This window comes from Enterobacter cloacae complex sp. 382A5 (genome assembly GCF_050031095.1).
GTDB lineage: Bacteria > Pseudomonadota > Gammaproteobacteria > Enterobacterales > Enterobacteriaceae > Enterobacter > Enterobacter cloacae.
On the sequence record NZ_JBLGVK010000001.1, the window covers coordinates 1,837,939 to 1,864,655 of the forward strand.

Below are 26,717 nucleotides of genomic sequence, written 5' to 3' on the forward strand. Positions count from 1 at the left end.
GTCGTCTCTCCTGAAAGGTAAAACATTGCGTTAGCACATTATTGCCAGCGAGAAATCTCAATCACCTCGCCACCCGGCGGAATATCTTCATCGTCATGCGTGACCAGCACCACCGGGATATTGCGTGCGCGCAGGGCATCAAACACCCATGTCCGAAATGACGACCGCAGTGATTTATCCAGGCGGCTAAACGGTTCGTCCAGCAACAACGCCTGCGGCTCGGCAAGCAGAGCCCGTAGCAGGCTCACCCTTGCACGCTCCCCGCCGGACAGCGTGGCCGGATCGCTGGCATAGTGGCGATTTAGCCCGGCTGAATCCAGGGCCTGTTGCACCCTTTCCCGGCGTGCGCGTCCGGTTATTCGCGCCGGTAACGCCAGCAGCAGATTTTGCCCGACGCTGTACTGGTCAAACAGCAGTGCGTCCTGAAAGAGAATACCGATCCCGCGTTGCTCGACAGGCAGCCCGTCACAGCGGCGATCGTCAAGCCACAGCTCGCCCTGCGCCTGAAAGTCGTCAGACAGTGCCCCAACCATCCATGAGAAGAGGGTCGATTTCCCGCTGCCGGACGGCCCCATCAGGGTGACAATTTCACCGCGAGGAACATAAAAGTTAACCTCGCGGAACAGCGGCGCAATGGTGAGATTGTTGACCTTCAGCATTAACGTAATCCTCGTCGATAATGGCCTGCGAGCCGGGATAACAGTGCGGCAACGCCGAAGACGGCCCCTGTCACCAACAGAAGCCACAGCGCCCGGTTAGCCAGAATCGGGATGCTGCCGCCGCTGCTGAGCGCCACGGTTTCGGTGGTAAGGGTGCTGAAACGCCCCGCGCCGAGCCAGAGTGTTGGCATGTATTGCGCCATGCTGACCGAAAATCCGGTTGCAAACGCCAGCAGCGCGGGGCGCAACAGCAGGGGACATTTGATCAGGCAGAAAACTTTTGTCCGCCGCCAGCCAAGCGTTCTGGCCGTGAGGAGAAGCCGCGGATCGATGCGCCGCCAGGCGGGTTGCAGTATCAGCAGCATCCACGGCAACACCCACAGCAGATGACTCCAGAGCACGGCGGCGTACTGCCCGTCGATACCCAGCCATAACGCCACCCTGTATTGCCCGGAAACCAACGGCAGCGCAGGAAGGGCGAGAGGGAGCCAGACCCACAGCGCACCACGCCGCGGCCCCCATTCCAGCCAGAGCAGTATCATGATCAGGCCTATCAGGCTGGCAAGCAGGCCGAACGATAAACTGGCACGCACGGCGCTAACATCATCCCACTGGGCCAACATCAGCAGCACTCCGGCGCAAAGCATGCCGCATGCGGGGAGGATTCCGCTGAGCATACGGGCGGGCGGCGCGAGGGGGAACGTGCGTCGCACCCCTGTCAGCGCAGGCAACGTGCGACGCCACGCCTTCCAGATACCGAACCCCAGCGCCGAAAGCACGGCCAGCAGCGCGAGCATCAGCAGGCAGAGCAGCATTCCTTTCGTTTGCTGCTGCACGTCGCCCTGGGTCAGCCACTGCCAGGCCAGTACCGCCAGGGTAGGCGGATTCCCCGGCCCCAGGATGATGGCGACATCCACAACAGAGAGGGACCAGGCGAGCACCGCCAGCATTGTGGCACCCAGCGCCGGCGCGATCTCCGGGATCACCAGCCAGCACAGCCGCTGGATCCGCCCATATCCCAGGGTTTGCAACACGACATTCTGGCGGGCCAGTCTGGTTTCAGGTAACACCGCGTATATCGCCCACAGCACGAAGGCGCTCTCCTTGACGGCGAGAGTCAGCCCCAGCCCAATCCCGTAGCGATCCAACATCGGGGAGCAGCGTGTACAGAGCTGATAAAACAGGCCGCCTTCGGCAAAAGTCAGCAACACGCTGGTGGCGAATGCAACGTGGGGAACGGCCAGCAGCCACGGCAAACGGGTACACAGACGACGCCAGCGCTCACCGGGCCAGAGCGTGGTGACGAAAATCAGGGCGATAAACAGGGCGCCGAGAGTGGCAATCAGCGTGGATACCAGGGTGGCGGCGAGCGCCTGCGGGATCTGCGGGTCGTCAAACAGGCGTTGCCAGTTTCCTGCCGACAGCGCCGGCGTCAACAGCATGGCGGCGGCGGGAACAAGCGGCAGATACACTGCCGCCATCGCCAGCCAGATGAGTGCGCTCAGCGGGTGCCGTAACGACGCAGCCATTCCTGCTCCAGCGCGTTAACCCAGGCTGCGTGTGGCTCCGCAAGCATCCGCGGAAGCCCTTGTGGCGTGTGGGCCTGAAGCTGTTTTGCTTCATCTGCGGGCAGCGTGTTCGCCTGCAGTACGCTCGGATCGCCCCAGATAGCCGGGTCGGCTTTGCGGATTTGCGCCTGAGGTGAGAGCAGGAAATTGGCAACCACCCTGGCCCCCGCACTGGCGCTGGCGTTCGCCGGGATGGCAACAAAATGAACGTTACCGATCATCCCGTTGTGAAAACCAAAGCTGTAGCTGTCGGCAGGCAGTTCACCGCTGGCCACTTTTTGCAGCGCATGTGCCGGGTTAAAGTTCAGCGACAGGCTCAGACTGCCGCGGGCGAGCAGGGTATCCATCCGCGCAGGTGAAGGCGGGAAATCTTTTCCTTCTCGCCACAGCAGCGGGTGGAGTTTGTCGAGGTAGTCCCAGAGCGGCGCGGTAACCAGTGTAAAGGTGTCATCGGGCGCGCGTTTCAGTGCATCGGGCCGGGAGGTGAGCGTGAGAAGTAACTGTTCCAGAAACGCGGTGCCGGTAAAATCAGGCGGACGAGGATAGCTGATTTTACCCGGATGCTGCTGCGCCCAGGCCAGTAATGCCTGCGGGTCTGATGGCGGAGTGGGCATGCTCGCTTTGCGGGCGATAAAGGTGAGCTGCGCGCCACCCCACGGAGATTCTGCGCCCTCGGTTGGCAGGGCGAAATCTTCCGTGACCGGTTTGCCCGTGTCGACATAACGCCAGTTAGGCAGCGTCTGTGCCCATCCGGTTTGCAGCAGGTTAGCCTCTTTCAGCGTGCGGAAATTCTCACCGTTAACCCACAAAAGATCCACCGAGCCATGGGTCTTACGCCCGGCGGCAGCTTCTGTCTGGATCCGTTTTACCGCATCCGCCGCATCGGCCAGGTGGACAATGTTGAGGTTGATCGCGTAGTGCGTTTTCATCTCGCCGCTGACCCAGTCGAGGTAGCGGTTAACCGCCTGATCGCCTCCCCAGGCGTTAAACCAGACGGTCTGGCCTTTGGCCTGTTGTTGGATAACGTGCCAGCTGTCGGCGGCACACAGAGGGGCGGTCAGCAGCAGACTGGTCAGAAACGCGCAAAAACGCACACGGCGCATAATGCCTCACTTTTTAAACGAAGAGGGGAGTCGGGAAAACAGCCATCGGCTCATCAGCGGTAATAACCCCAGTAGTGTAAAGGCTAACAGCATGCCCGGCGACAGAATATCGCGCAGCGAGGTGATTTTTCCCAGCTCGCGGCCGGCGTTGAGGAAGATAACCGTTGCGGGCAGCATGGCGAGCTGGCTGACCCACCAGTACCGACGCACCCCAATGCGGGTCAGCCCCATCAGCAGATTGACCAGAAAAAACGGGAACAACGGCATCATGCGCAGGGCGAATAGATACCCTGCGCCGTCACGCGCCATCCCCGCGTTCACCGTTTTCATCTGTTGGGCAAACCGTCTCTGAACCCAGTCGCGCAGCAGATAACGGCTGGCGAGCATCGCGAGCGTGGCGCCGAGCGTGGAGGCAAACGACACCAGCAGCGTCCCCTTCCACAGCGTAAACAGCGCGCCGCCCAGCAGGGTCAGTATCGCGGCACCGGGGATAGAGAGGGCGGAAACCACCACATAGAGCGCAAAAAAGATCAGCGCACTTTGCTGCGGGGCGTGTTCGACGCAGGCGAGCAAGGTTTGCTGATGCGTTTTGACGGTTTCAAGAGAGAGCGTGCCCGGAGGAAGAGTGAGCCACGTCAGCATAAAGGCGCCCAGCAGGGCGCACAGTACGACAATTTTTCGAATGTTCACAAGGGGTTACAGCTTGAATTTCGCCCACACCGGCGCGTGGTCCGACGGTTTTTCCATGCTGCGGATATCGTAGTCGATCCCGGTTTCAATGCAGCGTTCCGCCAGCGGGGAGCTTGCCAGCAGCAGGTCTATGCGTAGCCCGCGGTTGTCATCAAAGCCTTTTGAGCGGTAATCGAACCATGAGAAGCGATCCTGGGTGTCCGGGTTAGCCGTGCGGAAGGTATCCACCAGACCCCAGCTCAGCAGGCGATCCATCCACTCGCGCTCTTCCGGCAGGAATGAACATTTGCCGGTGCGCAACCAGCGTTTGCGGTTCTCTTCACCAATGCCGATATCCAGATCGGTCGGGCTAATATTCATGTCGCCCATGATCAGCACCGGATTCTCTTTTTTCAGTTCGGTGGTCAGGTAATCCTGCAGATCCTGATAAAACTTCGCTTTCGCCGGGAATTTGGTCTCATGGTTACGGCTCTCCCCCTGCGGGAAATAGCCGTTGATCACGGTGATATTGCCGAGCGCTGAAGGAATTTCCGCCATGATGATCCGGCGCTGCGCTTCTTCGCCATCACCCGGGAAGCCGCGGCGGACGGAAACCGGCGTCTCTTTGGTCAGCAGGGCAACGCCGTAATGCCCTTTCTGCCCGTGATAAAAGACGTTGTAACCCAGTTTCACCACCTCTTCGAGGGGAAACATATCGTCGTGAACTTTTGTCTCCTGCAGGCCGATCACATCAGGCTGATGTTGTTCAACAATCGCTTCAAGCTGGTGAGGGCGGGCACGCAGGCCGTTGATATTAAAAGAGACAAATTTCATAGTCGCTGCCAGTGCAAGGTGAATAGTGCATGGATGGTAGCAGAATTTGCGTCGTCTGTTACGGGGATTGACCAATAACTGCGACAGATAATGCCAACGGTGCAATATTTGCACCATTCTGACGCACTTCGCCCTTAAAAGGGGCGTAAATGGCCGATAAATTTCGCGAGCGATCACAATTCCAGAATTATATTTGGCCTCTGCATACTCTTTCTGATTTTCATGCGGCAAAGCGCCGCTTGTCGTAAAAATATTCACTTTTTATGCACTAAAAGTGAATAACTCCATATTGTAACTTATTGATATTCTGTTACCCCCACCCGTTTATGCATTTTTATCGCTGGCTGGCACGAAGGCTGCAATCTACATTCACAGTGCAAACACTCAATTATTTAACATTCAAATAACCTTTTATTTACCGGATGAGGTCGCTATGTCTCTGTCAATTACGCGTGAAAATTTCGATGAATGGATGATGCCGGTTTACGCTCCGGCGGCTTTTATTCCGGTTCGTGGGGAAGGCTCGCGCCTGTGGGATCAGCAGGGTAAAGAGTATATCGACTTTGCGGGCGGGATTGCGGTTAACGCGCTGGGCCATGCACACCCGGCGCTGCGCCAGGCGTTAAACGACCAGGCGGCGAAGTTCTGGCATACCGGGAACGGCTATACCAACGAACCGGCGCTGCGTCTGGCGAAAAAACTGATCGACGCGACGTTTGCGGAGAAAGTCTTTTTCTGCAACTCGGGCGCGGAGGCGAACGAAGCGGCGCTGAAGCTGGCACGCAAATATGCGCACGATAAATTCGGTGTGCACAAAAGCGGGATTGTGGCCTTTAAGAACGCGTTCCATGGCCGCACGCTCTTTACCGTCAGCGCAGGGGGGCAGCCGTCCTACTCGCAGGACTTTGCGCCGCTGCCGCCGGATATCCGCCACGGGGTGTATAACGATCTGCAGTCAGCCCGCGAGCTGATCGACGACACCACCTGCGCGGTGATCGTCGAGCCAATGCAGGGAGAAGGCGGTGTGCTGCCCGCACAGAAAGCGTTCCTGCAGGGGCTGCGCGAACTGTGCGATCGTCATAACGCGGTACTGATTTTCGACGAAGTGCAGACCGGCGTTGGCCGTACCGGTGAGCTGTATGCGTATATGCACTACGGCGTAACGCCGGACGTTCTCTCAACGGCGAAAGCGCTGGGAGGCGGCTTCCCGATTGGCGCGATGCTGACCACCGATAAATTCGCCAGCGTAATGGTCGTGGGCACGCATGGCACCACCTATGGCGGTAACCCGCTGGCAACGGCCGTGGCCGGACAGGTTCTGGATATCATCAATACCCCGGAAGTGTTGAAGGGGGTTAAACAGCGTCACGACTGGTTTGTGGAGCGTCTGAACGCCATTAACAGCAAGACCGGTCTGTTTAAAGAGATTCGCGGCCTGGGGCTGTTAATTGGCTGCGAACTGACGCCGGAGTTTGCCGGAAAAGCTAAACTTATTTCACAGGAAGCGGCGAAACAGGGCGTGATGGTGCTGATTGCCGGTGCCAACGTGGTGCGTTTTGCCCCTGCGCTGATTGTCAGCGAGGAAGAGGTGAGCACCGGTTTAGACCGTTTTGCGCTGGCCTGTGAACGTGTGAAATCCGGGGTGTCATCATGATGGTCATCCGTCCCGTTGAGCGCGGCGATCTCGCCGGGCTCATGCAGCTTGCCGGTAAGACGGGGGGCGGGCTGACCTCGCTTCCTGCCGATGAAAAAACGCTGTCGGCGCGCATTGAGCGCGCCCTGCAAACCTGGCAGGGGACGTTGCCAAAAAGCGAACAGGGCTATGTGTTCGTGCTGGAAGATACCGACACGGGGACCGTAGCCGGGATCTGCGCCATCGAAGTGGCCGTTGGTCTTAATGACCCGTGGTACAACTACCGCGTGGGCACCATGGTTCATGCCTCAAAAGAGCTGAACGTCTATAACGCGCTGCCGACGCTGTTTCTCTGTAATGACCACACCGGTGCCAGCGAGCTTTGCACGCTGTTCCTTGATCCGGCGTGGCGTAAAGAGGGCAACGGGTATCTGCTCTCCAAATCGCGCTTTATGTTTATGGCCGCTTTCCGCGATCGTTTTAACGAAAAGGTGGTGGCTGAAATGCGCGGTGTGATCGACGATAAAGGCTATTCGCCGTTCTGGGAGAGCCTGGGCGAGCGTTTCTTCTCGATGGAGTTCAGCCGGGCAGACTATCTGTGCGGCACCGGACAGAAAGCGTTTATCGCTGAGCTGATGCCGAAACACCCTATCTATACCCATTTCTTAACCCCGGAAGCGCAGGCGGTGATTGGCGAAGTCCATCCGCAAACTGCGCCTGCCCGCGCGGTGCTGGAGAAAGAAGGCTTCCGCTACCGTAATTATGTCGACATCTTTGACGGCGGGCCGACGCTGGAGTGCGACATCGACCGCGTGCGCGCGATCCGTAAAAGCCGACTGGTTGACGTCTCTGAAGGTCAGCCCGCGCCGGGTGACTGGCCGGCGTGCCTGGTGGCGAACGAAAATTACACCAACTTCCGCGCCATGCTGGTGCGTACCAACCCGAAATGTGAACGTCTGGTGCTAACGGCTGCAGAACTGGATGCCCTGAAATGTAATGCCGGCGATACGGTTCGCCTGGTGCGACTCTGCCCTGAGGAGAAAACAGCATGACTTTATGGATCAACGGAGACTGGGTAACGGGCGAAGGCGAACAGCGAGTGAAGACCAATCCGGTCGGCAACGAGGTGCTCTGGAAAGGTAATGATGCCAGCGCCGGGCAGGTTGAACAGGCCTGCCACGCCGCGCGCCGCGCGTTTCCGGCGTGGGCGAAACAGCCGTTCACCGTGCGCCAGGGGATTGTCGAAAAGTTTGCCTCTCTGCTGGAAGCGAATAAAACCGAGCTGACCCGCACGATCGCCCTGGAGACCAGCAAGCCACGCTGGGAAGCGGCGACTGAAGTGACGGCGATGATCAACAAAATCGCCATCTCGGTAAAGGCGTACCATACCCGCACCGGCGAGCAGCATACCGAAATGGCTGACGGCGCGGCCACGCTGCGCCATCGCCCCCACGGCGTACTGGCGGTGTTTGGCCCCTACAACTTCCCGGGGCATCTGCCAAACGGGCATATTGTGCCCGCACTGCTGGCGGGAAATAGCGTCATTTTCAAACCGAGTGAATTAACGCCGCTGACCGGTGAGGTGGTGGTGAAGCTCTGGGAGCAGGCGGGTTTGCCGCCGGGCGTGCTGAACCTGGTGCAGGGCGGGCGCGAAACCGGCCAGGCGCTGAGCGCGTTAAGTGATATTGATGGCCTGCTGTTTACCGGCAGCGCCGGGACGGGCTATCAGCTGCATCGCCAGCTGGCCGGGCAGCCGGAAAAAATTCTGGCGCTGGAGATGGGGGGGAACAACCCGCTCATTGTGGAAGATCCTGATGATATGGACGCGGCAGTCCACCTGACCATCCAGTCGGCCTTTATTACTGCCGGTCAGCGCTGCACTTGCGCACGTCGTCTGCTGGTGAAGCGCGGGGCGCAGGGCGATGCGTTCCTCAGGCGTCTGGTTGAGGTGAGCGCGCGTCTGGTGCCTGCGACGTGGGATGCCGACCCGCAGCCGTTTATCGGCGGGCTCATCTCCGAACAGGCGGCGCTGAACGTTCTGAAAGCCTGGCAGGACCATGTCTCACACGGCGCGAAAACCTTACTGGAGCCGAAGCAGGTTCAGCCGGGCACGTCGCTACTGACGCCAGGCATTGTTGAGATGAGCGGCGCGAGCAACGTGCCGGATGAAGAGGTCTTTGGGCCGCTGCTGTGCGTCTGGCGCTATGACGATTTTGACAGTGCCATTGCGATGGCCAACAACACCCGCTACGGCCTGTCGAGCGGTCTGATTTCACCGCAGCGCGAGAAGTTTGATCAGCTGCTGCTCGAAGCGCGCGCCGGGATTGTTAACTGGAACAAACCGCTGACCGGTGCCGCGAGTACCGCCCCGTTTGGCGGCGTAGGGGCTTCCGGGAACCATCGCGCCAGCGCGTGGTATGCCGCAGATTACTGCGCGTGGCCGATGGCGAGCCTGGAAACACCCGCGCTGACGCTGCCGGAAACGCTGAGTCCGGGTCTGGATTTTAGTCAGGGAGATCGCCATGAAAGCGCGTGAAGTCAATTTTGACGGCCTGGTGGGACTGACGCACCACTATGCCGGGCTCTCCTTTGGTAATGAAGCCTCGACGAAACACCGTTTTCAGGTCTCCAACCCGAAACTGGCGGCAAAGCAGGGGCTGCTGAAAATGAAGGCGCTATCGGACGCGGGTTTTCCGCAGGCGGTGATCCCGCCGCAGGAGCGTCCAAACGTGGCGGTGTTACGTCAGCTTGGTTTTAGCGGCACTGATGAACAGGTGGTGGAGAAAGCGGGAACGCAGACGCCACACCTGCTCTCGGCGGCGAGTTCCGCCTCCTCAATGTGGGTGGCCAACGCGGCGACCGTCGCACCTTCTGCCGATACGCTGGATGGCAAGGTCCATTTGACGGTGGCGAACCTGAACAACAAATTCCACCGCGCCACTGAAGCGGAGACCACGGAGCGCGTGCTGCGCGCCATTTTCCATAATGACGCCCATTTTGCTGTCCATCCGGCTCTGCCGCAGGTGGCGATGTTTGGTGATGAAGGTGCTGCCAACCATAACCGTCTGGGCGGCGATTACGGCGAACCGGGGTTACAGCTGTTTATTTACGGGCGGGAAGAGGGTGGCCACTCTGCGCCAACCCGCTACCCGGCCCGACAGACGCTGGCGGCAAGCCAGGCCGTGGCGCGTCTGAATCAGGTCAATCCGTCGCAGGTGATTTTTGCCCAGCAGAACCCGCATGTGATCGACCAGGGCGTGTTCCATAACGACGTGATTGCCGTCTCTAACCGCCAGCTTCTGTTCTGCCACGAGCAGGCGTTCGCCCATCAGGAGAAACTCCTCGCCACGCTGCATGAACGCGTGCCCGGGTTTACGCCGATTCAGGTGCCGACGCAGGCGGTGAGCGTGCAGGATGCGGTTGAGACCTACCTCTTTAACAGCCAGCTGTTGAGCCGGGACGATGGCAGCATGATGCTGGTGCTGCCGCAGGAGTCCAGCGATCACCCGGGCGTGTGGCGTTATCTGACTGAACTGGTGAAAGCCGATAACCCGATTGCGGAACTGCGCGTCTTTGATCTGCGCGAGAGCATGGCAAACGGGGGCGGTCCGGCCTGTTTACGCCTGCGCGTGGTCCTGACGCCTGCCGAAATGCAGGCCGTTAACCCGGCAGTGATGATGAATGAGACGCTGTTTAACACCCTGAACGACTGGGTGGACCGCTACTATCGCGACCGGTTAACGCAGGCCGATCTGGTTGACCCGCAGCTGCTGCGCGAAGGCCGCGAGGCGCTGGACGCGTTAACCTCAATCCTGCAACTGGGTTCGGTTTACCCGTTCCAGCGCTAAAGGAGGCGCTATGGAAAATTTACTGGCGCTGACGCTGGCCGACGAAACGCCCTCACACCGTGAGGGGGAGGTCCCCTCATTCCACTGGCGGTGGCTGGGGCGCGGCGTGCTTGAACTGACACCGACCGCCAGGAGTGAACTGTCGCTTCTGCTCTCAACCGGCATTCACGGCAATGAAACGGCGCCCGTCGAGATTGTCGACCTGCTGCTGCGCGCGTTGTATAGCGGGGAGATCGCGCTGCACTGCCGTCTGCTGGTGGTTCTGGGAAACCCGCCTGCGCTGGCGCAAAACAAACGCTATCTGGTGAGCGACATCAACCGCATGTTCGGTGGCCGCTGGTCGCAATTCCCACAAAGTGATGAAACGGCACGGGCGCAGTGGCTGGAGCAGATTGTCACCTCCTTTTTCACCGACGCGGGGCCATCGCGCTGGCATCTCGATCTGCATACGGCGATCCGCGCCTCGTATCACGTGCGTTTTGGCGTGCTGCCGCAGCGTAACCAGCCCTGGGAGGAAGATTTTCTGCGCTGGCTGGGGGATGCGGGGCTGGAAGCACTGGTCTTCCATCAGTCGCCGGGGGGGACCTTCACGCACTTTACCTGCGAACGCTTTGGCGCGATGGCCTGCACGCTGGAGCTGGGAAAAGCGCTGCCGTTTGGGCAAAACGATCTTACGCGCTTTGCCCCGACGCATTTTGCGCTGCGGGCGCTGCTGGGGGGGACGGAGCTGGAGCATACCAGCCAGCCCGTCGAGCGTTATCGGGTTGTGCAGCAGATCACCCGCCGTAGCGAGGCTTTCCAGCTACACATGGCGGCCCACACGCTCAACTTTACGCCGTTTCGCAAGGGGGCATTACTGGCGGAGGACGGCGACGAGCGCTATGAGGTGCAGAAAACAACCGAATATGTGCTGTTCCCCAACCCGTCTGTGGCCTTTGGTCTGCGGGCCGGGCTGATGCTGGAAAAAGTGTCCTGATCGTTTCCCCTCCTGTCTGCGGGAGGGGAATATTAAAACTATATTCTTAGCGATTAAGGCGATCGTATTTTCTTTGCAGAATATTCCTGGATAATTGCTTTATTATTAAACGGCAGTTGGTTATACTTCTGCACAATCTCTTAATAATCAGCTTATTGCATATTTTTGTTGCAACTCTCCACGCTTTATCCTTATTTTCTCCATATTTGACGAAAATTTGTTTTTTACACTTTCATTGTTTTACCGTTGCTCTGACTAATTGACGATAAACCCCGTAAAGTTAATCTCGTCAACACGGCATAGCGCCGAAGAATAACTGAAAGTAAGGAAATAAATTATGCGTAAGTTTACTGCACTGTTTGTTGCTTCTACCCTGGCTCTGGGCGCTACCAGCATGGCGTTCGCCGCAGATACCGCAACCACCACTGCCGCGCCTGCTGAAGGCAAAATGATGATGCATCACAAAGGCAAGCCGGGTATGCACGAGATGATGATGTTCAAAGATCTGAACCTGACGGATGCGCAGAAACAGCAGATCCGCGACATCATGAAAAGCCAGCGTGACCAGATGAAACGTCCTCCGCTGGAAGAGCGCCGCGCGATGCATGACATTATCGCCAGCGACAGCTTCGATAAGGCAAAAGCCGAAGCGCAGATCGACAAAATGGCTGAGCAGCATAAAGCCCGCATGCTGGCTCATATGGAAACCCAGAACAAGATCTACAACATTCTGACGCCGGAACAGAAAAAACAATTTAATGCCAATTTTGAGAAGCGTCTGACAGAACGTCCGGCAATGGAAGGTAAAATGCCAGCACCAACCGAATAATCGGTTCACTCTCTTAAGACCGCCGGGATCCTGTCTACAAAAGCGCAAATGCTGTGGACAGGACCGGCGGTTTTTTCTTTCTTACCCTCTTGTCTGCCGCAACAGGCGCGGTATTCTCCTGTCATCGCTTCAGAGAATTCATGACGTTAGATTTTTTATCAGCGTCCCGCTAAGGCTTGCCCGCTCTGCTGCCGATACTACGTCTGTAACTATTCAATCATAACAAACAAGACAGCAACGATAGCGATATCCTTGCCCTGGCGCTCGTTGCGCCATTCAGGAGTGGTGATGGAGTTCTTTGATATCCGTAAAATGCCGGTCAGTCTCTGGCGCAATGGTGCTGGTGAGACGCGCGAAATTTGTTGTTTTCCTCCCGCGACGCGCGATTTTTTCTGGCGTGCCAGCATTGCGACCATCGCCAGCAATGGCGAATTCTCCTCCTTTCCCGGTGTTGATCGGGTTATCACCCTGTTGGAAGGGGGGGAAGTGACGCTCGATGCCGGTCAGGCGTTTTGCCATACCCTGAAGCACCATCAGCCCTTTTGTTTTTCCGGCGACCAGCCGGTAAAAGCGCTGTTAAGCGACGGGCAGATGTCGATGGACTTCAACATCATGACCCGGCGGGATTGCTGCCAGGCGAAAGTGCGGGTGGCGGACCGCACCTTCACTACCTTTGGCTCACGCGGGGGTGTGGTCTTCGTCTTAAGCGGTGCGTGGCAGCTGGGGGATAAATTGCTGACAGCCGATCAGGGCGCGAGCTGGGAGGAGGGAACCCACACCCTGCGTTTGCTGGAATCGCACGGCAGGTTATTATTCAGCGAAATCAACTGGCTGCCTGGTCATTAAGCACAATAACGTCAAACTCGCCGGTCAGCACGGGCTTACAGAGAATTTTGTAGCCATCATGGTCGAAGCCGGCGGGTGTGCGTAACAGGGTGGCGGCCTCCTGCAGATTATCGGCCGCCCCCAGCCAGAACCAGTTATGAACGATGTGGTACTGCGTCATCGTCTCTCCCACCTCTTTTAGCGCAACGGCCCCTTCCCATGGCCAGCACTTCACGCTGATGGCCGCCAGCCCGCCAAGAAGCCGGGCGTGATGATCCTCGACGCTCTCTTTGCCGCAGCAGGCACCCGCACAGCGTTTGAGCGCAGAGCGGAAACAGGCGCGTCCACGAGTGGTGGCCTCCAGCCCCAGCAGGCTATAGCAAAGCTGCTGCTCGTCCGCCAGCGTTTGCAGCGCCTGTAGCGCAGCACGTTTGTTGGCGAACAGGCCGTACAGATTCGGTGCGTGCGAAAAATCGACGTCGCGCGCATAGACAACCTGCGGTTTGCCCGCGGTTATTTGCAGCGAGCAGAGCTGACGATTGCGGCGCAGACGCTTATTAAACAACGGCTGTTGCTCTTTGATCAGCCGGGCTTCCAGTAAGAGCGCTCCCATTTCCCCTGCCGTCGGATACCAGCTGATGCGTCGCGACTGGCGGAGCATGGCGGCTTCGTTCGGCGTGCGCAGATGGGACAGCACCCGGCTGCGAATATTCACGCTTTTGCCGATATAGAGCGGCAGAGTGTCGCTTTCGCCATGAAAGATGTACACGCCCGGCTGTTTAGGTAATTCCTCAAGCCAGGGGCGGAGATGTTCGGGATATTCATAGATAGCCGCCGCTTCAAACTCCAGACGCGGGGCAGATTGACGCCTGCTCACATACGACTCCATATACTGTTCAGGTATACAGTGTAGCAGGTGTGGGGTGGTTAAAAAAGAGCCGGGTCGCCTGATGCTCTCACCCCAACCCTCTCCCTCGGGAGAGGGCGCAAACACTAAAAACGGTAACCTGGGTTACCGTTTTGCTTTTATTTCTTCCAGAAATCGTCAAACACGGTAATGGGTGGGCGGCGTTTGTGCTCGGTTTTCAGATACCAGCCTTCGATAATCTTCGCGATACTCTCGTCCAGTTTCTTGCCTTCCAGATAATCATCGATGTTGTCATAGGTCACACCGAGCGCCGCTTCATCCGGCAGGGAAGGGCGATCGTCTTCCAGATCCGCCGTTGGCGCTTTCTTGTATAAATGCTCCGGGCAGCCCAGCGCAGCCAGCAACTGTTTACCCTGACGCTTGTTCAAACGGAAGATAGGGTTAATGTCGGTGCCCCCGTCGCCATATTTGGTGAAGAAACCGGTGATGGCTTCTGCCGCGTGATCGGTCCCGACAACCACGCCTTTGGTCATGCCTGCAATGCTGTACTGCGCTTTCATACGTTCGCGCGCTTTTTCATTGCCGCGCACAAAATCGCTCAGCTCAATGCCCGCTTCGCGCAGCGCCTGCTCACTCGCCAGCACCGATCCTTTGATATTGACCGTCAGTACGCGGTCTGGCTGGATAAAGGCGATGGCATCCTGACAATCCTGTTCGTCTGCCTGCACGCCATACGGAAGACGCACGGCGATAAACTGCAGCGCTTCATCTCCCGTCTCTTCGCGCAGCTCTGAAATGGCCATCTGGCAGAGTTTGCCGGTCAGCGTCGAGTCCTGCCCGCCGCTGATGCCCAGTACCAGCGTTTTCAGAAACGAGTTCGTTTTTAAATAGGATTTTAAAAAATCAACGCTTCGGCGGATCTCTTCATTTGCATCTACCGCAGGCTTCGCGCCCAGCGCCTGAATAATCTCGTGTTGCAGAGCCATCACGCCCTCCATATGCAGACCATAAACAGAATGTGTTAACTGTTAAAACTAACCCTTCAGGCGTAAAACGACAAGGATCACAGTTTCGAGTGCGCTATTTTGCGGCGTTTTAGCAGCTTATCGTTGTTTTATTAGAATTTTCCGAAATTCGTCTGGCGTAACTCGCAAAGTTGAACAATAGTACTTTTTATCCCATGCTTAGATAACACGCTGATAAACAAGAGGACGGAATATGAACAAGAACGTAGCAGGAATTCTTAGCGCAGCGGCGGTACTGACTATGCTGGCAGGGTGTACGGCTTACGATCGCACCAAAGATCAGTTTACACAGCCGGTAGTGAAAGATGTCAAAAAAGGCATGACCCGTTCGCAGGTGGCTGCGATTGCCGGTAAGCCTTCGTCAGAAGTGACCATGATCCACGCGCGTGGTACCTGCCAGACCTATATCCTGGGTCAACGTGATGGTAAGGCAGAAACCTACTTTGTTGCTCTGGATGACACCGGTCACGTCATCAATTCCGGTTACCAGACCTGTGCAGAATACGATACCGATCCGCAGGCACCTAAGGCGCAGTAACCCTGCTTGCCTGAGGATGTTAACAAGCCGGCCTTTGGGCCGGTTTTTTTATGCATACGTAAATCTTATTTCTTTGCGCGAATTATTTGCCTGAAATGTGAAGGTAGTCAACAAGCCAGGTCAATGAGAGACAATTTAGACCTGTGCAGAATTATCCCCCCTCTGTACCATTACGTATACTCACTCCAACGATAAACAACAGTCAGCACATTACCTGTCAGCCAGGAGAGCGAGTCGAGTGATAGCGAGACGGCAGGTAGTCATAAAAGAGGGAAATCATGATGGAAAAGAAACATATCTACCTGTTCTGCTCTGCGGGCATGTCAACGTCACTGCTGGTGTCGAAGATGCGTGCACAGGCCGAAAAGTATGAAGTGCCGGTGGTGATCGAAGCGTTCCCGGAAACGCTGGCGGGTGAAAAAGGCCAGACCGCAGATGTTATTTTACTGGGTCCGCAGATCGCTTACATGTTGCCAGAAATTCAACGTCTGTTACCGAATAAACCGGTCGAGGTAATCGATTCAGGGCTGTACGGTAAGATTGATGGTTTAGGTGTACTGAAAGCTGCTGTGGCAGCAATTAAAAAAGCTGCTAATTAATTTTTATTTTTCCCGTCAAAGAGTTATTTCACACACAATACGCCGCGACATACGTTGCGGCATTTAAGGGTATTTTCCTATGAGTAAAGTCATCGCTTCACTTGAAAAGGTACTCCTTCCTTTTGCTGTTAAAATAGGAAAGCAGCCTCATGTTAACGCCATCAAAAACGGCTTTATTAAATTAATGCCGTTGACGCTGGCCGGGGCAATGTTCGTTTTAATTAACAACGTTTTTCTGAGCTTTGGTGAAGGTTCCTTTTTTTATTCATTAGGAATTCGGTTAGACGCTTCAACCATTGAAACCCTTAACGGTTTTAAAGCCATCGGCGGCAACGTATATAACGGTACGTTGGGTATTATGTCGCTGATGGCGCCTTTCTTTATTGGGATGGCATTAGCCGAAGAACGTAAGGTGGATCCGCTGGCCGCGGGGTTATTGTCCGTTGCCGCCTTTATGACCGTCACCCCATACAGCGTGGGTGAAGCTTATGCTGTGGGTGCCAACTGGCTGGGTGGGGCAAACATTATTTCCGGTATCGTTATCGGTCTGGTGGTTGCCGAGATGTTCACCTTTATTATCCGTCGCAACTGGGTAATTCGCCTGCCGGATAGCGTACCGGGCTCCGTTTCCCGTTCATTTTCCGCGTTGATTCCAGGCTTCATTATTCTCTCCATCATGGGGATTATTGCCTGGGCGCTCTCTCACTGGGGCACAAACTTCCACCAGATCATCATGGACTCTATCTCAACGCCGCTGGCGTCGATGGGGGGCGTGGTCGGTTGGGCGTACGTGATTTTCACCTCCCTGCTGTGGTTCTTCGGCGTACATGGTTCACTGGCACTGGCCGCGCTGGACAGCGGTATCATGACCCCATGGGCACTGGAAAACGTTGCACTTTATCAGCAGTACGGCTCCGTTGATGCGGCGCTGGCAGCCGGTAAAACCTTCCATGTGTGGGCGAAGCCGATGCTGGACTCTTATATCTTCCTGGGGGGTACCGGGGCGACGCTGGGTCTGATCATCGCGGTCTTTATTGTCTCTCGTCGCGCTGACCATCGTCAGGTTGCGAAGCTGGCGCTGCCGTCAGGCATCTTCCAGATTAACGAGCCGATTCTGTTTGGTCTGCCTATCATCATGAACCCGGTGATGTTCATTCCATTCGTCCTGATTCAGCCGCTGCTGGCGGGGATCACCCTGACGGCCTATTACCTGGGCATTATCCCGCCTGTTACCAACATTGCGCCGTGGACCATGCCGGCGGGGCTGGGGGCGTTCTTCAACACCAACGGTAGCGTCGCGGCCTTCCTGCTGGCGATATTCAACCTCGGGATTGCAACACTGCTTTACATGCCATTTGTGGCGATAGCCAACAAAGCCGCGACCGTGATTGATGAAGAAGAGAGCGAAGAGGATATCGCCCTCGCACTGAAATTCTAAATAATGCCCGGCGCGGGGTAACCCGCGCCAGCGAAAAGGAGCTTAAAGATGTTAGATTTGGATAGTATCGTAGCCGAAGACGCCGTAGAGAACGATCTGGAAGAAGTGGTGATGGGGCTTATCATCAACTCCGGGCAAGCACGTAGCCTGGCGTATGCCGCTCTGAAGCAGGCCAAGCAGGGCGATTTTGCCGCCGCTAAGACCATGATGGATCAATCCCGTATCGCGCTGAATGAAGCACACCTGGTGCAGACTAAGCTTATCGAAGGCGACCAGGGGGAAGGGAAGATGAAAGTCAGCCTGGTGCTGGTGCATGCACAGGATCACCTGATGACCTCGATGCTGGCACGCGAGCTGGTGGCAGAGTTAATTGAGCTTCACGAGAAGCTGCAGTAAGTCAGACTGAGTAGCAGGAGGTCAGCACGATGGAAATTAAAACCGCACTTGAACAGCAGCTGTTTAATGGCAAGAATTTTCACGTGGTTATTTACAACAAGACGGAGAGCGCCAGTGGTCTGCACCAGCATGACTACTACGAGTTCACGATTGTTCTGACCGGCCGCTACTATCAGGAGATTAACGGCAAGCGTGTCCTGCTGGAGCGCGGTGACTTTGTTTTCCTGCCGATGGGATCTTATCACCAGAGCTTTTACGAATTTGGTGCCACCCGTATTCTGAATGTTGGCGTCAGCAGACGTTTCTTTGAGAAACACTATCTGCCGCTGGTGCCGTTCTGCTTTGTGGCGTCACAGGTCTATCGCGTGAAAAACGAATTTATGACCTGGATCGAAACGGTGATCGCCTCGCTCAACTTCCGCGACAATGAGTTCGATGAATTTATTGAAACCGTGACGTTCTATGTGATGAACCGCCTTCGCCACCACCGTGAAGAGCAGCAGGTGAGCGACGACATTCCGCAATGGCTGCGCAGTACCGTCGAGTTGATGCACGACAAAGGGCAGTTCAGCGAGAATGCTCTGGAAAATATGGTGTCCCTGTCCGGAAAATCCCAGGAATACCTGACCCGGGCGACACAGCGTTATTATCGTAAAACACCCGTGCAAATTATTAATGAAATCCGCATTAATTTTGCCAAAAAACAGCTGGAAATTACCAACTACTCTGTCACCGATATTGCTTATGAGTCCGGTTACAGTAGCCCCAGCCTGTTTATTAAAACCTTTAAGAAATTTACCTCATTCACACCAAACAGTTACCGGAAGAATTTGACGGTAATTAATTAGTGCCTGGCGAGTTTATTCGCCACGAATATTGACTTGATTGCTTGCCCAAATAGCGGGAAGAGTCCGCTATACCTTGCAGGCGATTAACCTGATACGCTAAGGGAGATGTTATGCAAAAGAAATTAAAAGTCGTGACCATTGGCGGCGGCAGCAGCTATACCCCGGAATTACTGGAAGGTTTCCTGAAACGTTATCATGAATTACCGGTCAGTGAACTATGGCTGGTGGATGTTGAAGACGGGCAGGAAAAACTGAATATTATTTTTGACCTGTGCCAGCGGATGGTAGAAAAAGCCGGTGTGCCCTTAACCGTGCATAAAACCCTCGATCGTCGCCTGGCGTTGCAGGACGCTGACTTCGTTACCACTCAGCTGCGAGTGGGCCAGCTCAAAGCGCGTGAACTGGACGAACGCATTCCGCTGAGCCACGGCTATCTGGGACAGGAAACCAACGGCGCGGGCGGCCTGTTTAAAGGTTTGCGCACCATCCCGGTCATTTTCGACATCATCAAAGATGTGCAGGCGATCTGCCCGAACGCATGGGTGATTAACTTTACCAACCCGGCCGGGATGGTCACCGAGGCGGTCTATCGCCATACCAACTTCAAGCGTTTTATCGGCGTCTGCAATATTCCGATTGGCATGAAGATGTTCATCCGCGACGTGCTGGAGCTGACCGACAACGACGATCTCTCTATCGATCTGTTCGGCCTTAACCACATGGTGTTCATCAAAGATGTGATAGTCAACGGCCAGTCTCGCTTTGCTGAACTGCTGGACGGCGTGGCTTCCGGCCGCCTGACCGCAGCATCCGTAAAAAATATCTTCGACCTGCCGTTCAGCGAAGGACTCATCCGTTCCCTGAATCTGCTGCCATGCTCGTATCTGCTTTACTACTTCAAGCAGAAAGAGATGCTGGCCATCGAAATGGGCGAGTACTATAAAGGCGGTGCCCGCGCTCAGGTTGTGCAGAAAGTTGAAAAGCAGCTGTTTGATTTGTATAAAGATCCGAACCTGAACGTGAAGCCGAAAGAGCTTGAACAGCGCGGTGGAGCGTACTATTCCGACGCGGCGTGCGAAGTGATCAACGCCATTTACAATGACAAGCAGGCTGAGCACTACGTCAATGTGCCGCACCACGGCCATATCGACAATATCCCGGCCGACTGGGCCGTAGAGATGACCTGTATCCTGGGCCGTGAGGGGGCAAAACCGCATCCGCGTATTACCCACTTTGATGACAAAGTGATGGGGCTCATCCATACCATCAAAGGGTTTGAAGTGGCGGCCAGCAACGCTGCGTTGAGCGGTGAGTTGAATGATGTGCTGCTGGCGTTGAACCTCAGCCCGCTGGTGCATTCCGACCGCGATGCGGAAGGACTGGCCAGCGAGATGATACTGGCGCATGAAAAATGGCTGCCAAACTTTGCCGCCACGGTTGAGAAGCTCAAGCATCAACACCGTTAAGAGGACGTGCGATGGAAAACCTGCTGATCGTCAATGCTGATGATTTTGGCCTGTCTAAGGGGCAAAACTACGGCATTGTTGAAGCCTGCCGACGGGGTGTGGTGACCTCGACCACCGCGCTGGTGAATGGAGAGGCGATAGAGCATGCGGCGCAGCTGAGCCGTGAAGCGCCTGAGCTGGGCGTGGGCATGCACTTTGTGTTGACGCTGGGGAGGCCGCTTTCAGCGATGCCGGGCCTGACGCGTGACGGGCAACTCGGGAAATGGATTTGGGAACTGGCGGAGCAGGACGCGCTGCCGCTCGAAGAGATTGCCCGCGAGCTGGACTGTCAGTACAACCGTTTTGTTGACCTCTTTGGTCGCGAACCAACCCATATCGACAGCCATCATCATGTGCATATGATCCCGGCGATTTTTCCGCTCGTTGCGGATATTGCTCAGCGTAAAGGCGTGGCGATGCGTGTGGATCGTGACGTGCGCGGGTTGCCGGACTTTGCCGTGACAACAACGGAGGGGTTCAGCAGCGCGTTTTACGGTGAGGAGATCGACGAAGTGCTGTTCCTGAAGGTGCTGGATGATTCCGCAGCCCGGGGGGAACGGTCGCTGGAGGTGATGGCGCATCCCGCGTTTGTCGATAACATCGTCCGTAAGAGCGCCTACTGCTGGCCGCGCCTGGCGGAGCTGGAGGTGCTGACGTTGCCGTCGCTGAAATACGCGATTGCCGAGCGCGGGTATCGGTTGGGGACTTTCGGGGATCTTTAAGACAAAGCCCGGTGGCGGCTTCGCCTTACCGGGCCTACAAAATCAGTCGAAATGTAGGCCGGGTAAGCGCAAGTGCCACCCGGCTTTTTTTACGCCGGTATCTGGTCAATCTTGCTGCTACGTGACCAGACGCGGTGCGCGGCTAGCAGATCAAACAACCTGGTCATAAACGCGTCGTCGACGTTATCGCCTTCCACAATCCCGTCTTCACCCTGATCGGCCACGTTCAGGCGCGCTTTAAACTGTCGCGCATCACCGGAAAGGGCGATCGGTTTCAGATGCTTATAGGCTTCAAGCAGATAATAGACCGCGTCACCGTTGCTGAGCAGGCTGGCAATATCGCCGCACGGCACAATCACCGCGTCCACCGTCAGGGATGGCGCACCGGCAAAGGTGGCGGCAACCGGCAGCACTGACCCGTCATCGGCAGTTACTTCACCCATTCGGGAGTAGAGCAGTTTGGCGTGTACGCCTTTGGTTTTCAGCGCCTGCATGATCCCCAGCACGTCGCTGGCGCGGGTTTTGTCGTTAAGCAGGATCGCCACCACACGGCCTTTAATCGAGCCTCCCGGCACCGCGTACAGGCTGAGCGACGGATCTTTTTTCACCCCGTTGACCTCTTTTGGCGGGGCAAGATTGCGTTGCTCATCCGTCAGCGTAATGCCGAGGTTATCGGCCACGCTCTGGGCGAGTTGAATATCAATGTGTGCCAGCTGATCGACCACGCGCTCGCGGATGTAGGTCCGCACAACCTTGCTCAGTTCAAAGCTGAAGCCGCCGATAATATGCTGCTGCTCAATCGGTGTCTGGCTGTTCCAGAACAGGCGAGGGTGGGCGTAATACTCTCCAAATGACGGGCTGCGCTCGCGGATTTTGTTGCCATCCACACGTTCCTGATACGACTCAAATCCACCCCGTTTCGGGCCAGGAGGCGTTTCACGCGGCCAGTTATCGTTGATGGAGTTCGGCTCATAGTTGGCCGGGTTGGTATCGATATCCTGACGATGCATCCCGTCGCGCTGGAAATTGTGGTACGGACAGGTGGGGCGGTTAATCGGAATTTCATGGAAGTTCGGCCCGCCGAGTCGGCTGATCTGCGTATCGGTGTAGGAGAACAGTCGCCCCTGCAGCAGCGGATCGTTGGTGAAATCCAGGCCCGGGACGATATGACCGGGGTGGAAAGCCGCCTGTTCGTTCTCGGCAAAGAAGTTATCCGGGTTGCGGTTAAGCACCATTTTGCCCACCAGCTGAACCGGTACCAGCTCCTCGGGGATCAGTTTGGTCGGATCCAGCAGGTCAAAATCGAATTTGAATTCGTCCTCTTCCGGGATCAGCTGTAACCCCAGCTCATATTCCGGGAAATCGCCCGCTTCAATGGATTCCCACAGCTCGCGGCGATGGAAGTCCGGATCGCGCCCGGTCAGCTTCTGGGCTTCATCCCACACCAGCGAGGCTTTCCCGGCGACCGGTTTCCAGTGGAAACGGACAAATGTCGCTTTGCCCTCGGCGTTGATCATCCGGAAGGTATGAATGCCAAACCCTTCCATGGTGCGATAGCTGCGCGGGATCCCGCGGTCAGACATCGCCCACATCACGTTGTGTAACGTCTCGGGTTGCAGGGAGACATAGTCCCAGAAGGTGTCATGCGCACTTTGTCCCTGCGGTATCGCCCAGTGGGGCTCCGGTTTTACCGCATGGACAAAGTCAGGAAATTTATGCGCATCCTGAATGAAAAAGACCGGGGTGTTATTGCCGACCAGGTCGAAGATACCCTCTTCGGTATAAAACTTGGTGGCAAAGCCGCGAATATCTCGCACGGTATCTGCCGAACCTGCGCCACCCTGCACGGTGGAAAAGCGCACAAATACGGGGGTGATCTTATCCGGGTCTGAAAGGAAGTCAGCTTTGGTGATTTCCTTCAGGCTCTTGTAGGGCTGGAAATAGCCGTGAGCGGCGGAACCGCGCGCGTGCACGATACGCTCCGGGATGCGTTCATGGTCAAAGTGGGTAATTTTTTCCCGCAGGATGAAGTCTTCCAGCAGGGTCGGTCCGCGGGATCCCGCGCGCAGGGAATTCTGATCGTCAGCGATGCGCACCCCCTGATTGGTGGTCAACGCATAGCCTTCTCCGCCTTTGCGGTGTGGCTCGAGTGATTTTAGCTTCTCATTGCCGGTGTCCGGCGATTTCATGCTACCGGGCGCGGTCGGCTGCTCGCCAGGGGCTGAGGGACCCGGTGAAGGGCGATGAGAGCCATCTTCAGGTGCAAGGGAGTCCATACCCGGCTGTGATTCTTCAGTGCCATGAATGGGTGATTGATGTGTGTTATCTTTGTTCGACATTGCACGCTTCTCCTTTATTCATTCCTAAAAAACCCTGTTAACTATAGAACAATGTACGGAAAGGGCAGGCGAACTCGGCTTTTTCAGACACCGCCTTAGTAAAAGAGGCGGTCCACCACACGCAAGGCGCGACGCGTGGGGGCAGGATCGGCTATCATAGAAATTTCCTGCTTTCAGAATGTGCTTTAATGAACCAGTCGCTTATGAAACCTCTTCGTCAACAAAATCGCCAGGTTATTAGCTACGTGCCCCGTGTCGAACCCGCTCCCCCTGAACATGCGCTGAAGGTGGATGGCTATCGCGATGTCTGGCAGTTACGTGGCAAATATGTGGCCTTTGTGCTGATTGGCGAGCATTTCCGTCGTTCTCCGGTGTTTACTGTGCCGGAAGCGGCCCAGCGGTGGGCGGTACAAATTCGACAGGATGAAGAAGTTTGAAAAATAACACGTATAAAAAAACCGCCTGATGGCGGTTTTTTTATTTTCAATGATTAACGGTGCGCCAGTTCGGCGTCATCTTCACTATCCAGAATGGCTTTGTCGGTCTGCTTCAGCCACTGGCTGGTCAGCGTACCGGCCGTCATTGAGCCGCTCACGTTCAGTGCGGTACGCCCCATGTCGATCAGCGGTTCAACGGAGATCAGCAGGGCCACCAGCGTTACCGGCAGGCCCAGCGCAGGCAGAACAATCAGCGCGGCGAAGGTAGCACCGCCGCCCACGCCCGCAACGCCTGCGGAGCTAATGGTGACAATACCGACCAGCGTAGCAATCCAGACCGGATCCAGCGGATTGATCCCAACCGTTGGCGCAACCATCACGGCCAGCATCGCCGGGTAGAGACCCGCACACCCGTTCTGACCAATCGTGGCACCAAAGGAGGCCGAGAAGCTGGCAATAGACTCAGGTACACCCAGGCGACGAGTCTGCGCTTCGACGTTCAGCGGAATAGATGCGGCGCTGGAACGGCTGGTGAAGGCAAAGGTCAGCACCGGCCAGACTTTACGGAAGTATTTCAGCGGGCTTACGCCGTTCACACCCAGCAGGATGCCGTGTACGACAAACATAATGCCCAGACCCAGATAAGAGGCGACGACGAAGCTGCCCAGCTTAATGATGTCCTGCAGGTTAGAGCCAGCAACCACTTTGGTCATCAGTGCCAGAACACCGTAAGGGGTCAGCTGCATCACCAGACGAACCAGCTTCATCACCCAGCTTTGCAGGGTATCGATAGCGGTCAGCACGCGCTCGCCTTTCGGCGCATCGTCTTTCAGCAGCTTCAGTGCCGCCACGCCCAGGAAGGCAGCGAAAATCACCACGCTGATGATGGAAGTTGGGCTGGCGCCTGTCAGGTCAGCAAACGGGTTCTTCGGAATGAAGGAGAGCACCATTTGCGGCACCGTCAGGTCAGCGACTTTACCCACGTAGTTGGTCTGAATTGCGGTCAGACGCGCGGTTTCAGCTGTACCCTGAACCAGACCCTCGGCGGTCAGGCCGAACAGGTTAGTCACCAGCACACCCACCAGCGCAGCAATCAGCGTGGTAAACAGCAGCGTACCGATGGTCAGGAAACTGATTTTACCCAACTGCGTAGCGTTATGCAGACGAGCAACAGCGCTCAGAATAGAGGCAAATACCAGCGGCATGACGATCATCTGCAGCAACTGGACATAGCCGTTACCGACAATATTGAACCACTGAATGGAGTCTTTCAGTATCGGGCTATCGGAGCCGTAGACGGCATGTAAGGCCAGGCCAAACACGACACCCATGACCAGACCCACCAGCACTTTCTTCGCCAGGCTCCACTGTTTGTGACGCGCCTGGGCGAGAAGCAATAGCAATATAACGAACACGACAATGTTCGCGATGAGTGGAAAATTCATCCCCGTTCTCCTGATTTATTATGTGGCCGGTTTTTACCGGTCCTGTTGGCGCAAGGTTAGCAGAAGTGTGATGTCGCGCTTATATCCAAATGGAATGGGTTATGACAAATGCGATAATTTTGCTGGTTTACTGTTCAATCTGGTGATGAATAAAGCGATTGAACTGAAATTGCAGCGAATTGATCATCTGAGAAGACCAGCGCACTGCACTGTTTTCGGGCAATGTCTGCGGCATCCAGACGGCATAGGCGAACAGAGCCATGCACAACACGCGCTCAAGCTGATTCCCTTTCTGGGGAACGAGAACAGGCAGGCGGAAACGCCAGCGGCAGGGCCACAGCAGCGGCACGCCAGCAGGCGTCAGCATATCGGCGAGAATATGACTCAAATAGCCCAGCACCATGCCCTGAATGGCATCGGCGGGCACTATCCAGCTTTCAGGTACTTTTAAATAGAACAGCGTCAGCAGGGCAAACACGGCCAGCAGGCTGTGCGTAAACCCGCGATGGCCAAACGCACGGGCGATAGGTTTTGAGATCCACTTCAGGCGTTGCCCAAGAAAAGATTTAGGATGGTCGATGTCGGGCAACAGGCAGGTCAGCACGGCAGAAGGAACAATATGCCACCAGTCCCCCTGTGCAAGCACGGGGGTAAGCTCAGCGTTTTTGGCAAATACTGCGCACGCAATGGAAAAAAGCAGGTGGCCTTCCGCCGTCATGATAAAACCCAGGAAACTGTCAATTCATACAGTATAGGGTTTTTATACAGTAGGCGAAAGAGGTGACGGTGTAACTCTTTGTCACAAAGCGGGTCAACGCGCCAGCCAGCCCCCGTCGACGGCCAGGGTATGGCCGTTCACGTAGTCTGACGCGGCGGAGGCCAAAAATACCACCGGGCCCTGCAGATCTTCCGGTACGCCCCAACGCCCGGCAGGAATGCGGTCAAGGATTTCCTGGCTACGCTGCTCGTCATCACGCAGCTGCTGCGTATTATTGGTCGCCATGTAACCCGGTGCGATAGCGTTGACGTTAATACCATGCGCCGCCCACTCGTTCGCCAGCAGACGGGTGATCCCCAGCACGCCACTTTTTGAGGCGGTATAAGAGGGCACGCGGATGCCGCCCTGGAAGGAGAGCATTGAGGCGATGTTGATGATTTTCCCACCCTGACCCTGGGCGATAAACTGCTTTGCCACGGCCTGTGAGAGGAAGAAGACGGATTTCAGATTGAGGTCGATCACCTCATCCCAGTCCTTTTCCGTGAACGCCAGCGCATCTTCCCGGCGAATCGTCCCGGCGTTATTCACCAGAATATCGACGCGCCCCATCTCAGCGACGGCACGCTCCACAACGCCCTGAAGACTCGCCTGCTGGCCGAGGTCGGCCCGAATGGCCGTAAACCGTCTGCCGAGCGCCGTCACGCTGGCCGCTGTTTGCTCAGGCGCTTTACGGTTGACGCCCACGATATCGCAGCCCGCCTGTGCCAGCGCGATGGCCATGCCTTGCCCCAGACCGGTATCGCATCCGGTGACGATGGCCACTTTTCCTGAAAGAGTAAAGGTATCCAGTATCATTCGCGCCTCAGAAGCAGGTGATTGTCGTTCTGAAACTTAG

26 protein-coding genes are annotated in these 26,717 nt (G+C 56.3%); 15 read left to right on the plus strand and 11 right to left on the minus strand.

What is annotated here, in order from left to right; all coding sequences use genetic code 11:
- Window positions 1-38 precede the first annotated feature (38 nt).
- Genes ACQG2G_RS08695 through xthA form a run of 5 tightly spaced genes read right to left on the minus strand, consistent with a single transcriptional unit; the run spans window position 39 to window position 4,833 of the window.
- Window positions 39-659 carry an ATP-binding cassette domain-containing protein gene (locus tag ACQG2G_RS08695; RefSeq protein WP_038419146.1) on the minus strand — a complete coding sequence of 207 codons (621 nt, stop codon included), beginning with the start codon at window positions 657-659 and terminating at the stop codon, window positions 39-41.
- On the minus strand, window positions 659-2,188 hold the full coding sequence (locus ACQG2G_RS08700) for a thiamine ABC transporter permease (RefSeq protein WP_226836215.1): 1,530 nt from the start codon (window positions 2,186-2,188) through the stop codon (window positions 659-661). The genes ACQG2G_RS08695 and ACQG2G_RS08700 overlap by 1 nt, the downstream gene beginning before the upstream one ends.
- Window positions 2,161-3,321 (minus strand): ABC transporter substrate-binding protein, encoded by a 1,161-nt coding sequence (locus ACQG2G_RS08705; protein ID WP_369706185.1) that lies wholly within the window; start codon window positions 3,319-3,321, stop codon window positions 2,161-2,163. Before ACQG2G_RS08705 ends, ACQG2G_RS08700 begins: the two co-directional genes overlap by 28 nt.
- A gap of 15 nt (window positions 3,322-3,336) precedes the next feature.
- Window positions 3,337-4,020 (minus strand): TVP38/TMEM64 family protein, encoded by a 684-nt coding sequence (locus tag ACQG2G_RS08710; protein WP_013097034.1) that lies wholly within the window; start codon window positions 4,018-4,020, stop codon window positions 3,337-3,339.
- 6 nt (window positions 4,021-4,026) lie between these two features.
- Window positions 4,027-4,833: an exodeoxyribonuclease III gene (xthA, locus tag ACQG2G_RS08715; protein WP_226836218.1), complete on the minus strand. Its 807-nt coding sequence runs from the start codon at window positions 4,831-4,833 to the stop codon at window positions 4,027-4,029.
- Window positions 4,834-5,266: 433 nt separating this feature from the next.
- Here xthA and astC point away from each other — a divergent pair, with 433 nt between their 5' ends.
- The 7 genes from astC (at window position 5,267) to ves (ending at window position 12,965) form a co-directional block, all read left to right on the plus strand.
- Window positions 5,267-6,487 carry a succinylornithine/acetylornithine transaminase gene (astC, locus tag ACQG2G_RS08720; protein ID WP_029882003.1) on the plus strand — a complete coding sequence of 407 codons (1,221 nt, stop codon included), beginning with the start codon at window positions 5,267-5,269 and terminating at the stop codon, window positions 6,485-6,487.
- Window positions 6,484-7,518 (plus strand): arginine N-succinyltransferase, encoded by a 1,035-nt coding sequence (gene astA / locus ACQG2G_RS08725; RefSeq protein WP_014831525.1) that lies wholly within the window; start codon window positions 6,484-6,486, stop codon window positions 7,516-7,518. The genes astC and astA overlap by 4 nt, the downstream gene beginning before the upstream one ends.
- Entirely contained in the window at window positions 7,515-9,002 is a 1,488-nt protein-coding gene (gene astD / locus ACQG2G_RS08730; RefSeq protein ID WP_348595873.1) for a succinylglutamate-semialdehyde dehydrogenase, read from the plus strand. The genes astA and astD overlap by 4 nt, the downstream gene beginning before the upstream one ends.
- Window positions 8,989-10,314, plus strand: coding sequence for an N-succinylarginine dihydrolase (gene astB / locus ACQG2G_RS08735; RefSeq protein WP_348595872.1), 1,326 nt, complete (start codon window positions 8,989-8,991; stop codon window positions 10,312-10,314). The genes astD and astB overlap by 14 nt, the downstream gene beginning before the upstream one ends.
- A gap of 10 nt (window positions 10,315-10,324) precedes the next feature.
- Entirely contained in the window at window positions 10,325-11,290 is a 966-nt protein-coding gene (gene astE, locus ACQG2G_RS08740) for a succinylglutamate desuccinylase (protein WP_348595871.1), read from the plus strand.
- A gap of 337 nt (window positions 11,291-11,627) precedes the next feature.
- The gene (gene spy, locus ACQG2G_RS08745; RefSeq protein WP_014831529.1) at window positions 11,628-12,119 is read left to right on the plus strand and encodes an ATP-independent periplasmic protein-refolding chaperone Spy; all 492 of its coding nucleotides are present in this window, start codon (window positions 11,628-11,630) and stop codon (window positions 12,117-12,119) included.
- A 288-nt stretch (window positions 12,120-12,407) separates the two neighbouring features.
- A complete protein-coding gene (gene ves, locus ACQG2G_RS08750) occupies window positions 12,408-12,965 on the plus strand; it encodes an environmental stress-induced protein Ves (RefSeq protein ID WP_013097026.1) in 558 nt (185 codons plus the stop codon).
- Here ves and cho read toward each other — a convergent pair.
- Both cho and nadE read right to left on the minus strand, forming a co-directional pair.
- Window positions 12,943-13,821 (minus strand): excinuclease Cho, encoded by an 879-nt coding sequence (cho, locus tag ACQG2G_RS08755; protein WP_348595870.1) that lies wholly within the window; start codon window positions 13,819-13,821, stop codon window positions 12,943-12,945. The genes ves and cho overlap by 23 nt on opposite strands.
- Window positions 13,822-13,970: 149 nt before the next feature.
- Complete coding sequence (gene nadE, locus ACQG2G_RS08760) at window positions 13,971-14,798, minus strand: ammonia-dependent NAD(+) synthetase (RefSeq protein ID WP_013097024.1); 828 nt, start codon at window positions 14,796-14,798, stop codon at window positions 13,971-13,973.
- A 232-nt stretch (window positions 14,799-15,030) separates the two neighbouring features.
- Here nadE and osmE point away from each other — a divergent pair, with 232 nt between their 5' ends.
- From osmE to chbG, 7 genes are all read left to right on the plus strand, one after another.
- Window positions 15,031-15,375 (plus strand): osmotically-inducible lipoprotein OsmE, encoded by a 345-nt coding sequence (osmE, locus tag ACQG2G_RS08765; protein ID WP_003857836.1) that lies wholly within the window; start codon window positions 15,031-15,033, stop codon window positions 15,373-15,375.
- Window positions 15,376-15,656: 281 nt separating this feature from the next.
- A complete protein-coding gene (gene chbB / locus ACQG2G_RS08770) occupies window positions 15,657-15,974 on the plus strand; it encodes a PTS N,N'-diacetylchitobiose transporter subunit IIB (protein WP_013097023.1) in 318 nt (105 codons plus the stop codon).
- Between the two features lie 79 nt (window positions 15,975-16,053).
- Window positions 16,054-17,412: a PTS N,N'-diacetylchitobiose transporter subunit IIC gene (gene chbC, locus ACQG2G_RS08775; protein ID WP_013097022.1), complete on the plus strand. Its 1,359-nt coding sequence runs from the start codon at window positions 16,054-16,056 to the stop codon at window positions 17,410-17,412.
- 48 nt (window positions 17,413-17,460) lie between these two features.
- A complete protein-coding gene (gene chbA / locus ACQG2G_RS08780; protein WP_013097021.1) occupies window positions 17,461-17,808 on the plus strand; it encodes a PTS N,N'-diacetylchitobiose transporter subunit IIA in 348 nt (115 codons plus the stop codon).
- Window positions 17,809-17,837: 29 nt separating this feature from the next.
- Complete coding sequence (chbR, locus tag ACQG2G_RS08785; protein WP_013097020.1) at window positions 17,838-18,656, plus strand: transcriptional regulator ChbR; 819 nt, start codon at window positions 17,838-17,840, stop codon at window positions 18,654-18,656.
- Between the two features lie 110 nt (window positions 18,657-18,766).
- On the plus strand, window positions 18,767-20,122 hold the full coding sequence (locus ACQG2G_RS08790; protein ID WP_248766851.1) for a 6-phospho-beta-glucosidase: 1,356 nt from the start codon (window positions 18,767-18,769) through the stop codon (window positions 20,120-20,122).
- A gap of 11 nt (window positions 20,123-20,133) precedes the next feature.
- Window positions 20,134-20,883, plus strand: a complete 750-nt coding sequence (gene chbG, locus ACQG2G_RS08795) for a chitin disaccharide deacetylase (RefSeq protein WP_094084142.1) — start codon at window positions 20,134-20,136, stop codon at window positions 20,881-20,883.
- An 89-nt stretch (window positions 20,884-20,972) separates the two neighbouring features.
- Here chbG and katE read toward each other — a convergent pair whose 3' ends face one another.
- Window positions 20,973-23,222 (minus strand): catalase HPII, encoded by a 2,250-nt coding sequence (gene katE / locus ACQG2G_RS08800; RefSeq protein WP_045295825.1) that lies wholly within the window; start codon window positions 23,220-23,222, stop codon window positions 20,973-20,975.
- Window positions 23,223-23,410: 188 nt separating this feature from the next.
- Here katE and cedA point away from each other — a divergent pair, with 188 nt between their 5' ends.
- Window positions 23,411-23,659, plus strand: a complete 249-nt coding sequence (gene cedA, locus ACQG2G_RS08805; protein WP_071829998.1) for a cell division activator CedA — start codon at window positions 23,411-23,413, stop codon at window positions 23,657-23,659.
- 53 nt (window positions 23,660-23,712) lie between these two features.
- On the opposite strand, the gene tcyP is transcribed toward cedA, so the two are convergent.
- The 3 genes from tcyP to kduD form a co-directional block, all read right to left on the minus strand.
- Window positions 23,713-25,104, minus strand: coding sequence for a cystine/sulfocysteine:cation symporter (gene tcyP, locus ACQG2G_RS08810; protein ID WP_038419159.1), 1,392 nt, complete (start codon window positions 25,102-25,104; stop codon window positions 23,713-23,715).
- Window positions 25,105-25,231: 127 nt separating this feature from the next.
- Window positions 25,232-25,822: a metal-dependent hydrolase gene (locus ACQG2G_RS08815; protein WP_013097014.1), complete on the minus strand. Its 591-nt coding sequence runs from the start codon at window positions 25,820-25,822 to the stop codon at window positions 25,232-25,234.
- A 93-nt stretch (window positions 25,823-25,915) separates the two neighbouring features.
- Complete coding sequence (kduD, locus tag ACQG2G_RS08820) at window positions 25,916-26,677, minus strand: 2-dehydro-3-deoxy-D-gluconate 5-dehydrogenase KduD (protein ID WP_029882011.1); 762 nt, start codon at window positions 26,675-26,677, stop codon at window positions 25,916-25,918.
- Window positions 26,678-26,717: the final 40 nt, after the last annotated feature.

Excerpts from the sequence above, each read along its gene's own strand:
- ACQG2G_RS08695 (WP_038419146.1), bottom strand. The coding sequence starts at position 659 with ATGCTGAAGGTCAACAATCTCACCATTGCGCCGCTGTTCCGCGAGGTT.
- ACQG2G_RS08700 (WP_226836215.1), bottom strand. The coding sequence starts at position 2,188 with ATGGCTGCGTCGTTACGGCACCCGCTGAGCGCACTCATCTGGCTGGCG.
- xthA (WP_226836218.1), bottom strand. The coding sequence starts at position 4,833 with ATGAAATTTGTCTCTTTTAATATCAACGGCCTGCGTGCCCGCCCTCAC.
- astC (WP_029882003.1), top strand. The coding sequence starts at position 5,267 with ATGTCTCTGTCAATTACGCGTGAAAATTTCGATGAATGGATGATGCCG.
- astA (WP_014831525.1), top strand. The coding sequence starts at position 6,484 with ATGATGGTCATCCGTCCCGTTGAGCGCGGCGATCTCGCCGGGCTCATG.
- astD (WP_348595873.1), top strand. The coding sequence starts at position 7,515 with ATGACTTTATGGATCAACGGAGACTGGGTAACGGGCGAAGGCGAACAG.
- astB (WP_348595872.1), top strand. The coding sequence starts at position 8,989 with ATGAAAGCGCGTGAAGTCAATTTTGACGGCCTGGTGGGACTGACGCAC.
- astE (WP_348595871.1), top strand. The coding sequence starts at position 10,325 with ATGGAAAATTTACTGGCGCTGACGCTGGCCGACGAAACGCCCTCACAC.
- spy (WP_014831529.1), top strand. The coding sequence starts at position 11,628 with ATGCGTAAGTTTACTGCACTGTTTGTTGCTTCTACCCTGGCTCTGGGC.
- ves (WP_013097026.1), top strand. The coding sequence starts at position 12,408 with ATGGAGTTCTTTGATATCCGTAAAATGCCGGTCAGTCTCTGGCGCAAT.
- nadE (WP_013097024.1), bottom strand. The coding sequence starts at position 14,798 with ATGGCTCTGCAACACGAGATTATTCAGGCGCTGGGCGCGAAGCCTGCG.
- osmE (WP_003857836.1), top strand. The coding sequence starts at position 15,031 with ATGAACAAGAACGTAGCAGGAATTCTTAGCGCAGCGGCGGTACTGACT.
- chbB (WP_013097023.1), top strand. The coding sequence starts at position 15,657 with ATGGAAAAGAAACATATCTACCTGTTCTGCTCTGCGGGCATGTCAACG.
- chbC (WP_013097022.1), top strand. The coding sequence starts at position 16,054 with ATGAGTAAAGTCATCGCTTCACTTGAAAAGGTACTCCTTCCTTTTGCT.
- chbA (WP_013097021.1), top strand. The coding sequence starts at position 17,461 with ATGTTAGATTTGGATAGTATCGTAGCCGAAGACGCCGTAGAGAACGAT.
- chbR (WP_013097020.1), top strand. The coding sequence starts at position 17,838 with ATGGAAATTAAAACCGCACTTGAACAGCAGCTGTTTAATGGCAAGAAT.
- ACQG2G_RS08790 (WP_248766851.1), top strand. The coding sequence starts at position 18,767 with ATGCAAAAGAAATTAAAAGTCGTGACCATTGGCGGCGGCAGCAGCTAT.
- chbG (WP_094084142.1), top strand. The coding sequence starts at position 20,134 with ATGGAAAACCTGCTGATCGTCAATGCTGATGATTTTGGCCTGTCTAAG.
- katE (WP_045295825.1), bottom strand. The coding sequence starts at position 23,222 with ATGTCGAACAAAGATAACACACATCAATCACCCATTCATGGCACTGAA.
- cedA (WP_071829998.1), top strand. The coding sequence starts at position 23,411 with ATGAACCAGTCGCTTATGAAACCTCTTCGTCAACAAAATCGCCAGGTT.
- tcyP (WP_038419159.1), bottom strand. The coding sequence starts at position 25,104 with ATGAATTTTCCACTCATCGCGAACATTGTCGTGTTCGTTATATTGCTA.
- ACQG2G_RS08815 (WP_013097014.1), bottom strand. The coding sequence starts at position 25,822 with ATGACGGCGGAAGGCCACCTGCTTTTTTCCATTGCGTGCGCAGTATTT.
- kduD (WP_029882011.1), bottom strand. The coding sequence starts at position 26,677 with ATGATACTGGATACCTTTACTCTTTCAGGAAAAGTGGCCATCGTCACC.